The organism is Streptomyces sp. WMMB303 (genome assembly GCF_029351045.1).
GTDB lineage: Bacteria > Actinomycetota > Actinomycetes > Streptomycetales > Streptomycetaceae > Streptomyces.
The window spans coordinates 5139074-5151432 of sequence record NZ_JARKIN010000001.1; the positions used below are offsets into that span (position 1 = coordinate 5139074).

A 12359-nucleotide genomic window follows, 5' to 3' on the forward strand; every position below is an offset into this window, starting at 1 on the left:
CTGAAGTCCCTGCTGTCCCCCGCAGCCGCCGGGCCCGGGGCCCGGGCGGCGGTGGCCGGTCCGGAACGGTACCGCCCACCGGCCCGGTCGGCGCCCGCGGGCGCTGCCGATTGTCGGGCCGGGCCCCTACTATGCCGGTTGGGGATTGCCTTGTGCCGCTCCGGTATCGTGATCGCCCGCCCAACACCCCGGACGAGGGGGGCGAATTCGGACATGAGGGGGCCTTCTCGGATGGGATCTGCGACGCGGGCGCGGGGTGCGGCAGGCACCGCGAGCCGCTCGGGGCCGGGCGCCCCCCGGCGCCCGGAGGGCACCGCGTCCGCTTCCCGGACGCCCCGGCCCGGATCCCGGGTGCCCGTGCCCGCCTCGACGACCCTGCGCACCGAGTCGCGCACCCGTCGGCTCGGACCGTTTCAGTTGCAACAACTTGTGCTGGTGGAGCTGGCCGTGGCGGTGCTGCTGATCGCGGCGGCGGTGGATCGCCTGCTGCTGGTCCCGGCCGTGGTGGTCGCCGCCGTACTGGTGGCGCTGGCGGTGATGCGCAGGCATCAGCGCTCGGTCCACGACTGGATCGGCACCCTGCTGGCGTTGCGAGCCCGACGGCGGGCGGCGGCGCAGCCGCTGACGCCCGCGATGGTGCTCGACGAGGAGGGCGAGCGGATCGACGCCAGCCTGCTGCCTCTGGTGGAGTGTGCTCCGGCACTGCGCACATACGCGTACGTCGACAAGAAGCGCCGCACCACAGGCATGCTGGGCGACGGGACGTTCCTCACCGCGCTGGTACGGATCGAGGCCGCACCCAGTGCGCTGCGTCCGGCCTTCGGGGCCCGCGCCCTGCCACTGGAGCTGATGCAGGACGCGCTCGAGGTGGACGGGATCGCCCTGGAGTCCGTGCAGATCGTGCAGCACGTCCAGCCGGCGCCCGCCCCCCATCTGCCGGAGCAGTCGGTCGCCCGGCGCAGCTACGGGCCGCTGCAGGAGCAGACGGGCTCGCCCGCGATGCGGCTGACCTGGGTGGCGCTGAAGTTCGATCCGGAGCTGTGCCCCGACGCGGTCGAGGCTCGCGGCGGCGGGCTGGAGGGCGCTCAGCGCTGCCTGATACGCGCCGCCGACCACTTGGCCAGCCGGGTGACGGGGGCCGGTTTCGTCGCCACGGTGCTCAACGAGCAGGATCTGACGGCCGCGGTGGCGACCTCCGCGTGTGTGAGCCCGGCGGCGACGGCCAGGGCGAGTCGGCCCGATGCGGCCCCCGCCCGGCGCACCAGCGAGTCGACGCGAGCCTGGCGGTGCGACGACCGGTGGCACACCACCTACGGGATCGGCCGCTGGCCCGAGTTGGGCCGGGCCGCCACTCCGCTCCCCCGGCTGGTCGCGCTGCTGACCTCGGCGCCGACACTGACGACGACCTTCAGCCTGACGCTGAGCCGCTCGACGCGCCGTGGCACGGTCACGGTGAGCGGGCACGTGCGGGTGACTGCCCGTTCGGACAACGAGCTGGCCGCTGCCCGGCAGCATCTGGAGCGCGGCGCGCGGTCGGCGCGAGTCGGCCTGGTGCGGCTGGACCGGGAGCAGCTCCCGGGTGCCTTCGCGACGCTGCCGCTGGGAGGTGTGCACTGATGGCCGACCGCTGGACGCGCGGGCTGATGGGTCCGCGCCGCACGGAGCACGGGGTGCCCGCGGAGCAGTTGGCCGCGCTGTCCCTCCCCATCGGGGACGACGGCGTGGTGGTCGGCAACGACGCGGAAGGGCGGCCCCAAGTGGTCGGCTTCCACCACCCGTCTCCTTACGACGTGGTGCTCATCGGTGGTCTGTGGACGGCTCAGGTGCTGGCGCTGCGGCTGGCAGGTGCGGGCGCGCGGGTCGCGGTGGAGACGGGCCGCGCGCCGGTGTGGACGAACCTGGTGCAGGCAGCGGGCGCCGGCCAGGAGTGCATCTCGCTCTACGACGTGGGGCGGGTGCCACCCATGGGGCCCACGGTGAGCAGCCCCGTACTGGTCGTCCGGGACTGCGGGATGCGGCCTCCGCGCGGGCGGGTGGCGTCGATGCCGTGGCAGTCGGTGCTGACGCTGCTGCCCTATCTGAGCCCGGTGGCACCCCGGTTGCTGCGGGGCGCGTCGCTGGTCGGAGTCCAGCGGGTCTCGCCGGATGAGGCACAGCAGATCGGGCGCATCATGCAACTGCCGCCGCAGGAAGCGCAGGCGCTCTCCACGCTGGGCGACGGCGTCACCCTGTGGTGCACGCGACGGGAGAGGCAGTACGCGCTGACGCAGCCGACCGACGCGGAGTCGGGGCTGCTGGGATCTCCGCGCCGACTGGACTGACGCAGGGCACACGACCGCGGTGCCCGAACGACAGTTGCGATGATTAGGCTGGACTTACGCGCGTGGGCGGACGCGCGGCAAAACCGGGGTGAATGACCACAGCAGGAGGCATTGTGAGCAGCGACCGGGACGAGATCCGCGTCCGCGGGACCATGCCCGGCTCCGACCAGCTCGACGCGGAAGCGGATGCCGAGGGCGAAACGGAGTCGACGGGCCAGTTCACCATCGACTACACGCCGCCTGCCTGGTACACGCAGGACGCGGCCAGCAGGCCGGAGCCCCCGCAGGCGGCGCCCGCCGCACCGCCCGCTCCGCCGTCCGGTACGCCCGGTGCGGTCGGGCCGGGCCACGGCGGTGCACGGTACGACGGTGACTGGTGGGCGGGTTCGCCGGACGTCACGGCCCCGGCCCCACCGGAGGCCCCGCCGCAGGCGGACCACCAGGACCCGGGTGACACCACCGCCCCCGAAGGGGCCGGGGAGGCCACCGGTCCGTACGGCGGTTCCGCTGCCGAACCCGCGGCGGACTTGCCCGCCTTCCCCTCGCTGACGCCATTGAGCGAGCAGGGGGCCGGTGCGGCGACGCCCCCGGCCGAGGCGGAACCGGGCGCCGCGGAACCCGAACACGCCCCGCAGGAGCGCCCCGAGCAGCACTCGGCGCCCGCTCCGACCGGCGAGGGCGATCCGGACAGCGGGACGGACCCCGCGATCGCCGGACCGGACGCGGCCGCCGAGTCCCAGGACATGGCTGAAGCAGCTGACGCGCTCGGGCCCGATTCCTTCGGCGCCGAGGCCGACCGGGCGGAGCAGGACACGGGGGACGCGTCGCGGGACACCGCCACGCCGAGCTGGCGCGCGCCCTCCACGGCCGCGTCCGTGCCGGACACCGCGCCGGAGCCCGGTCAGCTGACCGAGGCCGGTCTCGGGTCCGAGCCGGAGGCAGCACCCGAGTCCGCGCCCGAGCCGGAGGCAGCACAGCAGGCACCGGTCGCCTCGGCGGCAGCGGAGGTCCCCGGCGCGATCGAGGACGGCGCCACCATGCGCTTCTCCGCCACGGCGCTGCGACGCGAGATCGCCGCACGCGCCGAGCAGGAGCACGCCGACGACGTCTCCGGCACCGAATCACCGCAGGGCGGCGACGGCACGACGGGCCACCCGGCGCGCCTGGGGGCCGATGCGGCGGATGCCGAGCACAGCGGAACCGCTCCGGTACCGGAGGCCGGGGCCGACGACTATCCGGCCGACGATGCAGGAGCGGCGGAGCCGGAGGACTCGATCCCGGCCTCGTACGACTTCGCTCTGGAGGCGCCCTCCAGCGAGCGGTTCGTGGACGCCCCGCCTCCGCGGGTGACACCGCGGCCGCAGGGCGACGAGCCGCAGGACGCGATGCCACCGCACCCGCTGCGGCGGGAGAACGGCCCGCCCGCCGAAGGCAGCGGCAGCACGATGGGGGACGGGCAGGGACTGCCTCCGCTGCCGCCGGACTTCCAGCCCGCCGCGGCCGCACCGGCTGCCGGCAGCGGTTGGCCGGACGGCGGCGCCGGAGCACCCGCGGCAGGCGTGCCGCAGGATGACAACGCCGGCATCGCGCCGGAGGGTTGGCGCCCGGGCGAAGCACCCTCCGTACCCTCGCAGCAGACCGGTGACGCGCCGGGCCCTGATCCAGCGCTCGGCACACCTCAGGGGCAGGCTTCGTGGGTCCCGGACCCGCAGGCACCGCCCGGCACACCGCAGGCAGCGGCGCCGCCGCATGCTCCGCCGAATCCGCAACTCCCGCAGCAGCCACAGCAGGTACCGGGGCAGCAGCAGGGGAGCCACTACGGCTACCCGCAGGCAGAGCAGCAGCAGGCCGGGCCTCCGGTTCCGGGGCAGATGCAGCCTGGCCAGCCGTACCCACCCGGGCCGGGCGGACCTGTGCCGCCGGAGAGCCCTCAGCAGCCCGGCCAGATCCAGCCGGGCCAGGCACATCCCGGTCAACGCCTGCCCGGTCAGGAGCAGTTCCCGGCACAGCCGGAGGCCGGCCCGCCAGGCGCGGCCGGCCATACACCCGGGTACCCGCCCGCCACGGCGGCTCAGGCACCCACCCCGCAGCAGGCACCGCACCCGCAGCCCGCACCGGGCCAGCAGCCGCCCGCGCAGGCTCCGCACCCGCAGGCACCGCATCCCGGTCACGCTCAACCGCCGGGGCAGGGGCAGCCGCCCGCGCAGGCTCCGCACCCCGGTCAAGCCCAGCCGGCCGCGCAGGGGCAGCCGCCGCTCCAGCCGCATCCCGGCGCCGTCGACCCGCGCCGGGTGGACCAGTCCGGCTCGCCGCTGGGCTACACGGCGGCGGTCGAGCTGTCCTCGGACCGGCTGATCAACAACAAGAAGAAGCCGCGCCCCCAGTCGGGCAACAAGAGTTCGCGGTTCAAGTTGGGCGGCAAGAAGGAGGAAGCGGAGCGGCGGCGCAAGCTGGACGTGATCCGTACGCCCGTGCTGTCCTGCTATCGGATCGCCGTGATCAGTCTCAAGGGCGGTGTCGGGAAGACGACCACCACCACGGCGCTGGGCTCGACACTGGCCACCGAGCGCCAGGACAAGGTGATCGCCATCGACGCCAATCCGGACGCGGGCACGCTCGGCCGCCGGGTGCGGCGCGAGACCGGTGCCACCATCCGCGACCTGGTCACCGCGATCCCGTATCTGAACAGCTACATGGACATCCGCCGGTTCACCTCCCAGGCATCGTCCGGGCTGGAGATCCTGGCCAACGACGTCGACCCGGCCATCTCGACCACGTTCAACGACGACGACTACCGTCGCGTCATCGACGTGCTGGGCAGGCAGTACCCGATCATCCTGACCGACTCGGGCACGGGCCTGCTGTACTCCGCCATGCGGGGCGTACTCGACCTGGCCGATCAGCTCATCATCATCTCCACGCCGTCGGTGGACGGCGCGAGCAGCGCCAGCACGACGCTCGACTGGCTGGCCGCGCACGGCTACTCGGAGTTGGTGCAGCGAAGCATCACCGTCATCTCCGGGGTCCGCGAGGTGGGGAAGATGATCCGGGTCGAGGACATCGTGGCGCACTTCGAGACCCGGTGCCGCGGTGTGATCACCGTCCCCTTCGACGAGCATCTCTCCGCCGGAGCCGAACTGAACCTCGACATGATGCGGCCGAGGACACGCGAGGCGTACTTCAACCTGTCCGCCATGGTGGCCGAGGACTTCGCCCGGGCCCAGCAGCAGCAGGGGCTGTGGACGGCGGACGGGAACCCGCCGCCGCAGCTGGCTCCTCCGATGCCGGGCCAGGGCGGGGTACCGGGGCAAGCCGCTCAGCCGGGGCACCCGGGCGGCGTGCCCGGCGGTCCGCCGCCCGCGCAGCAGCCGCCGTACGGGGCGGACGGCAGCGGCTACGGCTATCCGGGGCCCGCGCAGCAGCAGGGCCACCCGGGCGGTCCCGGACAGCCGGGGCAGCCTCAGCCCGGCAGCGGCTGGCAGCAGTAGCGGCAGCGGAGGCTTCGGGGCACGGCAGCGCCCCGTGGCCACCGCTCTCCGGAAGCGGGAAAGCAGCGAGGGGCGGTCGGACCACGTCCGACCGCCCCTCGCTGCTGCCACCCGATCCGGGCCGGGCCCCCTGCCGGGCCGGTGTCCCGGGCGCGGCTCAGTCCTCCGCCGCGGCCACCAGCCGGCGGGACTCCTCGACGTCCTGGGCCATCCGGGCCTTCAGCGCCTCGAGTGTCTCGAACTTCTCCTGGCCCCGGATGTACTCCAGGAAGTCCACCGCCGCGTGCAGCTCATAGAGGTCAAGGTCCACCCGGTCGATGGCGTACGCCTCCACCGTGCGCTCGACGCCGTCGAACTGGGGATTCGTGCCGACCGAGAGCGCCGCGGGCATCGCCTCGCCGTTCACCGTCAGCCAGCCGGCGTACACACCGTCGGCCGGGATGGCCGTGTGCGGAAGGGTCTCCACGTTCGCCGTGGGATAGCCGAGTTCGCGGCCCCGCTGCGCACCGCGCACCACCACGCCCTCGACGCGGTGCGGACGGCCCAGCACCTGGGCGGCGCCGCGCACGTCGCCCTCGGCCACCAGCCGGCGCGCCATCGTGGAGGAGAACGCCTCGCCGCCGTCCGTACGCTCGAAGAGGTCTACGACGATCACGTCGTAGTCGTAGGTTCCGCCGAGTTCGGCCAGGGATGTGACGGTGCCGGCCGCCTTGTGTCCGAAGCGGAAGTTCGGGCCCTCCACGACGCTGCGCGCGTGCAGCTTGTCCACGAGAACCTTGACCACGAAGTCGGCGGGCGACAGCTGGGAGAACGCGGAGGTGAAGGGGAGCACGAGGACGGCGTCCACCCCCAGTTCACCCATGAGTTCCGCCCGCCGGTGATGCGGTGCGAGCAGCGGGGGGTGGCTGCCCGGTCGGACGACCTCGCTGGGGTGCGGGTCGAACGTGACGACGACGGCGGGGACGCCCAGTTCCCCGGCACGCTCCACGGTCCTGCCGATGATGAGCTGGTGCCCCCGGTGCACCCCGTCGTACGAGCCGATGGTGACGACGCTGCGCCCCCAGCCCTCGGGGATGTCCTCCAAGCCACGCCAGCGCTGCACGTCTGCTCCTCGTCGCTACCTAGTTCGCCAGTGCCTGTGCCGTTGGTGATGACGGCGGGTTCCGCCGCCGATCCAAGGGTGCCATGCCGCACCGGCGCGCCCCGCAGGGACCCACCTCGGGACGGGCCCGATGGCGAGGCAGGCGCCCGCGCCGGACTCCGGGCGCCGGGCCCTGCCCGGCCTGTTCCCGCCCTGCGTGTCGCGGCCGCCGCACGGGCATGTGCCCGGCCGACGCGGGTGGGCCTCAGACGAAGACGGCCAGACTCTTGGCCCGGCCCTCGCGCTCCTCCACCAGTGCGACGAACTGCCCGCCGGGGCCGAACACCGCGACGGGGCCCGGTCCGCTGCGGGGCATCCGCAACTGCACGCCGTTACCGATACGGCGCGCCTGCTCCTCGTCGATGTCCCAGCGTGCGAACGCCGCCGCCGCCGCGTCACCCAGCGGCAGCACGGGCAGCGGCTCCTCGGCGTCCACGAACTGCTGCAGCTGCTCCATGGTGTGCGCGCCGTCCAAGCCGTAGGGGCCGACCCGAGTACGCCGCAGCGCCGTCAGATGGCCGCCCGTGCCCAGTTCCGCGCCCACGTCGCGGGCGAGCGCACGCACATAGGTGCCGGAGGAGCACACGACCGACACCAGTACGTCCGTGACAGGTGTGCCGTCCTCGGCGGTGTCCGCGCTCACATCGTGCACCCGGAACGAGGAGACGGTGACCGGGCGGGCGGCCAACTCCACCTCCTCGCCCTCCCGGACCCGGGCGTAGGCGCGCTTGCCGTCCACCTTCACCGCGCTGACCGCGGAGGGCACCTGTGAGATGGGGCCGGTCTGGGCGCCGACAGCGGCCTCCAGCCGCTGCCGGTCGACGGTCTCGGCGCCGCGCGCGGCGGTGATCTCCCCTTCGGCGTCCTCCGTCACGGTCTCCTGCCCGAGCCGGAGGGTCGCCACGTACTCCTTCTGCGTCAGGGCGAGATGGCCGAGCAGCCGGGTGGCCCGCTCGGTGCCGATGACCAGCACGCCGGTGGCCATCGGGTCGAGTGTTCCCGCGTGGCCGACTCGCCGGGTGCGAGCCATACCGCGCACCTTGGCCACGATGTCGTGCGAGGTGAACCCGGCCGGCTTGTCGACGACGAGCAGCCCGCCGGGGCCGTTGTCTCTCCTGCGTGCCATGGATCAGGCGCTCTCGTCCTCGCCGCTCTCGCCGTCCCCGCCGGCCAGGTCGGACTCGCCCGGCTTGCGGTAGGGGTCGGCCTCACCGGCATAGGAGGCGCCGGAGGACGCCTTGCGGACCTCCTCGTCGGCGGCCCGTGCGCGGGCGAGGGCCTCGTCGATCGTCTTGGCGTTCTCCGGGAGCGCGTCCGCGACGAACGTCAGACTCGGGGTGTGCTTGATGCCCGCCGCCGAGCCGACGGCGGAGCGGAGCACGCCCTTGGCGCTCTCCAGCCCGGCCGCGGCCGCCTTGCGGTCCTCCTCGTCGCCGTACACGGTGTAGAAGACCGTCGCCTCCCTCAGGTCGCCGGTGACCCGGGTGTCCGTGACGGTCACCTGGGTACCGAGCCGGGGGTCTTTGATCCCGCGGTGCAGCTTCTCGGCGACCACCTCACGGATGAGGTCCGCCAGCCTCTTCGCCCGCGCATTGTCGGCCACTGATCCGTCTCCTTGCTCTGCGCAGCGCGCTCACGCGCTGCTGCGTTCTCTCTGCGTCTGCTGCATCTGCTGACGTGCTGCGTTCCCGCCGCGACGGCTGCCGCGGCGGGCGTGGTGCTAGGCGTCGTCGCCGTGGAACTGCCGCCGCACGGAGAGCAGTTCCACCTCGGGGCGCCCGGCGACCAGCCGCTCGCAGCGGTCCAGCAGGTCGCTGAGGTGCCCCGCGTCGCCGGACACCGCCGCCAGTCCGATGTGGGCTCTGCGGTAGAGGTCCTGCTCACCCGTCTCGGCGACGCTGACCGCGTACTTGCGCTGCAGTTCGGCGACGATGGGGCGGACGACGGAGCGCTTCTCCTTGAGCGACCGCACGTCGCCGAGAAGCAGGTCGAAGGACAGCGTCCCTACGTACATACAGTCCGGGTCAAGCCACCCGTGGGGCCTTTGGGGTGCCACCCAGCGGTGGCTGGGGGCGTGGAATGCACTGGCACCGTACACGCAACGGCCGGGGCCGATCGACGGAAATACTCCGCCGGTCGGCCCCGGTCCCGTACATCGCCCGATCACCACTCGCGGTGAACGGTGCTCCGCACGGGTTGCCTCCGTCGGGATCAGCCGCGCGGCTTCTCCCGCATCTCGTACGTCGCGATGACGTCGTCGATCTTGATGTCGTTGAAGTTCCCGAGGTTGATACCGCCCTCGAAGCCTTCCCGGATCTCGGTGACATCGTCCTTGAAGCGGCGCAGGCCCTCGATGTTGAGGTTCTCCGCCACGACCTTGCCGTCCCGGATGACGCGGGCCTTGGTGTTCCTGCGCACCTCGCCGGAGCGGATGAGAACACCGGCGATGTTGCCCAGCTTGGACGAACGGAAGATCTCGCGGATCTCCGCCGTGCCCAGCTCGACCTCTTCGTACTCGGGCTTGAGCATGCCCTTGAGCGCCGCCTCGATCTCCTCGATGACCTGGTAGATCACCGAGTAGTAGCGGACGTCCACACCCTCGCGCTCGGCCAGCTGGGTCGCACGCCCCTCGGCGCGGACGTTGAAGCCGATCACGATGGCGTCGGAGCCGGTCGCCAGGTCGATGTCGGTCTCGGTGACCGCACCCACCCCGCGGTGCAGGATGCGCAGGTCCACCTCTTCGCCGACGTCGAGCTGGAGCAGCGAGGACTCCAGGGCCTCCACCGAACCGGACGCGTCGCCCTTGATGATGAGGTTGAGCTGCTGCACCTCGCCCGCCTTGAGCACCTTGTCCAGGTCCTCCAGGGAGACGCGGCGGGTCCGCTTGGCGAAGGCCGCGTTACGCTCGCGCGCCGCGCGCTTCTCGGCGATCTGCCGTGCCGTGCGGTCCTCGTCCACCACCAGGAAGTTGTCGCCGGCGCCCGGGACGTTGGTGAGACCGAGCACCAGGACGGGGGTCGAGGGACCCGCTTCCTTGATGTTCTCGCCCTTGTCGTCGAGCATCGCGCGCACCCGGCCGTAGGCGTCGCCCACGACCATGGTGTCGCCGACCCGCAGCGTGCCGCGCTGGACCAGGACGGTCGCCACGGCACCGCGGCCGCGGTCGAGGTGGGCCTCGATGGCGATACCCTGCGCGTCCTGTTCGGGGTTGGCCCGCAGGTCGAGCGAGGCGTCCGCGGTCAGGACCACGGCCTCGAGGAGCTCCTCGATGTTCAGTCCCTGGCGCGCGGAGATGTCGACGAACATCGTGTCGCCGCCGTACTCCTCGGCCACCAGCCCGTACTCGGTCAGCTGGCCGCGGACCTTGGTGGGGTCGGCGCCCTCGACGTCGATCTTGTTGACCGCGACGACGATCGGCACCTCGGCCGCCTTGGCGTGGTTGAGCGCCTCGATCGTCTGCGGCATCACGCCGTCGTTGGCCGCGACCACGAGGATCGCGATGTCGGTCGACTTGGCACCGCGGGCACGCATGGCGGTGAACGCCTCGTGACCGGGGGTGTCGATGAAGGTGATCTTGCGTTCTTCGTCGTTCACCTCGGTCGACGCCTGGTAGGCACCGATGTGCTGGGTGATGCCGCCGGCTTCGCCCTCGATGACGTTGGTCTTCCGGATCGCGTCCAGCAGCCTCGTCTTACCGTGGTCGACGTGACCCATGACGGTCACCACCGGCGGACGGGGCATCAGCGCCGTCTCACCACCCTCGTCCTCGCCGAACTCGATGTCGAAGGACTCGAGAAGCTCGCGGTCCTCCTCCTCCGGGCTGACGATCTGGACGACGTAGTTCATCTCCTCGCCGAGGAGGTTCAGCGTCTCGTCGGAGACGGACTGGGTCGCGGTGACCATCTCGCCCAGATTGAACATCACCTGGACCAGCGACGCCGGGTTGGCGTTGATCTTCTCCGCGAAGTCCGTGAGCGAGGCACCGCGCGACAGCCGGACGATCTCGCCCTTGCCGCGCGGCAGCATCACGCCGCCGACCGACGGCGCCTGCATCTGCTCGTACTCCTGGCGCCGCTGACGCTTCGACTTGCGGCCGCGACGGGCCGGGCCGCCGGGGCGGCCGAACGCGCCCTGGGTGCCACCGCGGCCCCCGGGGCCACCGGGTCGGCCACCGAAACCAGGACGGCCACCGCCACCACCGGGACGGCCGGCGAAACCGCCGCCGCCACCCGGACGGCCACCGCCACCACCGGGACGGCCGGCGAAACCGCCGCCACCGCCCGGACGGCCACCGCCACCACCCGGACGGCCACCGCCGCCGGGGCCGCCGCGGCCGGGGCCGGGACGCGGACCGGCAGCGGGACGCTGCGGCATCATGCCCGGGTTCGGACGGTTGCCGCCGGCGCCGCCGGGACGCGGGCCGCCGCCCTGCGGGGCCTGCGGACGCGGCATGTTGCCCGGGGTGGCGCGACCGCCACCCGGAGCCTGCGGACGCGGGCCGGACTGGCCGGCTCCACCCTGGCCCTGGCCCTGGCCGGGCTTGGGGGCACCGGGCTTCGGAGCGCCCGGCTTGGGGGCACCGCCGGAGCGCGGCGACTGGGGACGCGCCATACCGGTGGAGCCACCGGAGGTGAAGGGATTGTTGCCCGGACGCGGCCCGGAGGAGCGTCCGCCCGGCTTGGGAGCCTGGCCCGGCTTCGGTGCCTGACCACCCTGCGGACGGCCCTGGCCGCCCGGCTTGGGTGCCTGACCCGGCTTGGGGGCCTGGCCCGGCTTCGGCGCCTGACCCGGCTTGGGGGCTCCCGGCGCGGCCGGCGGCGCCTGGAAGTCCGGCTTCGCGGGCGCGGCGGGCTGTGCGGGACCCGGCTTGGGCGCACCGGGCTTCGGGGCGCCGGGCTTGGGTGCCTCGGCAGCCTCCGTCTCACCCTGTGCGGGGCTCGGGGCAGGAGTCACCGGAGCCGCGGGGCCCGGCTTGGGGGCGCCGGGCTTCGGCGCGCCCGGCTTGGGTGCGCCCGGCTTGGGTGCGCCCGGCTTGGGTGCGCCCGGCTTGGGCGCGGGGGTCGGGGCGGCGGCCTTCTTCGGCGCCGCAGGCTTCGCCGCGGACTTCTTGGCACCTGAGCCAGAGCCCGCGTCGAACGCGTCTGTCAATTTGCGGACTACCGGCGCCTCGATCGTCGAGGACGCCGAACGGACGAATTCACCGAGTTCCTGGAGCTTGGCCATGACGACCTTGCTCTCGACTCCAAGTTCCTTGGCGAGTTCGTATACCCGGACCTTAGCCACTTCGCTCCTTACGGCCCGGGGGGTCGTCCGCCGGACCTTCGCTACTGATGCATGGGCGTACTCATCGCGTACTCATCGAGTGCTCATCGCAATCTCGACCTACTTCCCACTCGCGAGGTACCTCTC

The 12359-nt window shown here is 73.0% G+C and carries 8 protein-coding genes; 3 read left to right on the forward strand and 5 right to left on the reverse strand.

Features of this window, described 5'->3' with window-relative positions; translation table 11 throughout:
* Positions 1-231: 231 nt before the first annotated feature.
* The 3 genes from eccE to P2424_RS22550 all read left to right on the forward strand — a co-directional run bounded on the left by eccE (position 232) and on the right by P2424_RS22550 (position 5809).
* Positions 232-1617 (forward strand): type VII secretion protein EccE, encoded by a 1386-nt coding sequence (gene eccE / locus P2424_RS22540; RefSeq protein WP_276477565.1) that lies wholly within the window; start codon positions 232-234, stop codon positions 1615-1617.
* Entirely contained in the window at positions 1617-2321 is a 705-nt protein-coding gene (locus P2424_RS22545; RefSeq protein WP_276477566.1) for a hypothetical protein, read from the forward strand. Before eccE ends, P2424_RS22545 begins: the two co-directional genes overlap by 1 nt.
* A gap of 113 nt (positions 2322-2434) precedes the next feature.
* A complete protein-coding gene (locus P2424_RS22550) occupies positions 2435-5809 on the forward strand; it encodes an SCO5717 family growth-regulating ATPase (RefSeq protein ID WP_276477567.1) in 3375 nt (1124 codons plus the stop codon).
* Between the two features lie 157 nt (positions 5810-5966).
* Here the strand turns inward: P2424_RS22550 and P2424_RS22555 are convergent, their stop codons facing one another.
* The 5 genes from P2424_RS22555 to infB form a co-directional block, all read right to left on the reverse strand.
* Positions 5967-6911: a bifunctional riboflavin kinase/FAD synthetase gene (locus P2424_RS22555; RefSeq protein ID WP_276477568.1), complete on the reverse strand. Its 945-nt coding sequence runs from the start codon at positions 6909-6911 to the stop codon at positions 5967-5969.
* 244 nt (positions 6912-7155) lie between these two features.
* Entirely contained in the window at positions 7156-8076 is a 921-nt protein-coding gene (gene truB, locus P2424_RS22560) for a tRNA pseudouridine(55) synthase TruB (RefSeq protein ID WP_276477569.1), read from the reverse strand.
* 3 nt (positions 8077-8079) lie between these two features.
* Positions 8080-8553, reverse strand: a complete 474-nt coding sequence (gene rbfA, locus P2424_RS22565; RefSeq protein WP_276477570.1) for a 30S ribosome-binding factor RbfA — start codon at positions 8551-8553, stop codon at positions 8080-8082.
* A gap of 117 nt (positions 8554-8670) precedes the next feature.
* The gene (locus P2424_RS22570; protein ID WP_075002555.1) at positions 8671-8964 is read right to left on the reverse strand and encodes a DUF503 domain-containing protein; all 294 of its coding nucleotides are present in this window, start codon (positions 8962-8964) and stop codon (positions 8671-8673) included.
* 197 nt (positions 8965-9161) lie between these two features.
* Positions 9162-12233, reverse strand: a complete 3072-nt coding sequence (gene infB / locus P2424_RS22575; protein ID WP_276477571.1) for a translation initiation factor IF-2 — start codon at positions 12231-12233, stop codon at positions 9162-9164.
* Between the last annotated feature and the right edge of the window lie 126 nt (positions 12234-12359).

Bases quoted from the DNA above. Each gene is read 5' to 3' on its own strand.
- eccE (WP_276477565.1), top strand. From the start codon at position 232: ATGGGATCTGCGACGCGGGCGCGGGGTGCGGCAGGCACCGCGAGCCGC.
- P2424_RS22545 (WP_276477566.1), top strand. From the start codon at position 1,617: ATGGCCGACCGCTGGACGCGCGGGCTGATGGGTCCGCGCCGCACGGAG.
- truB (WP_276477569.1), bottom strand. From the start codon at position 8,076: ATGGCACGCAGGAGAGACAACGGCCCCGGCGGGCTGCTCGTCGTCGAC.
- P2424_RS22570 (WP_075002555.1), bottom strand. From the start codon at position 8,964: ATGTACGTAGGGACGCTGTCCTTCGACCTGCTTCTCGGCGACGTGCGG.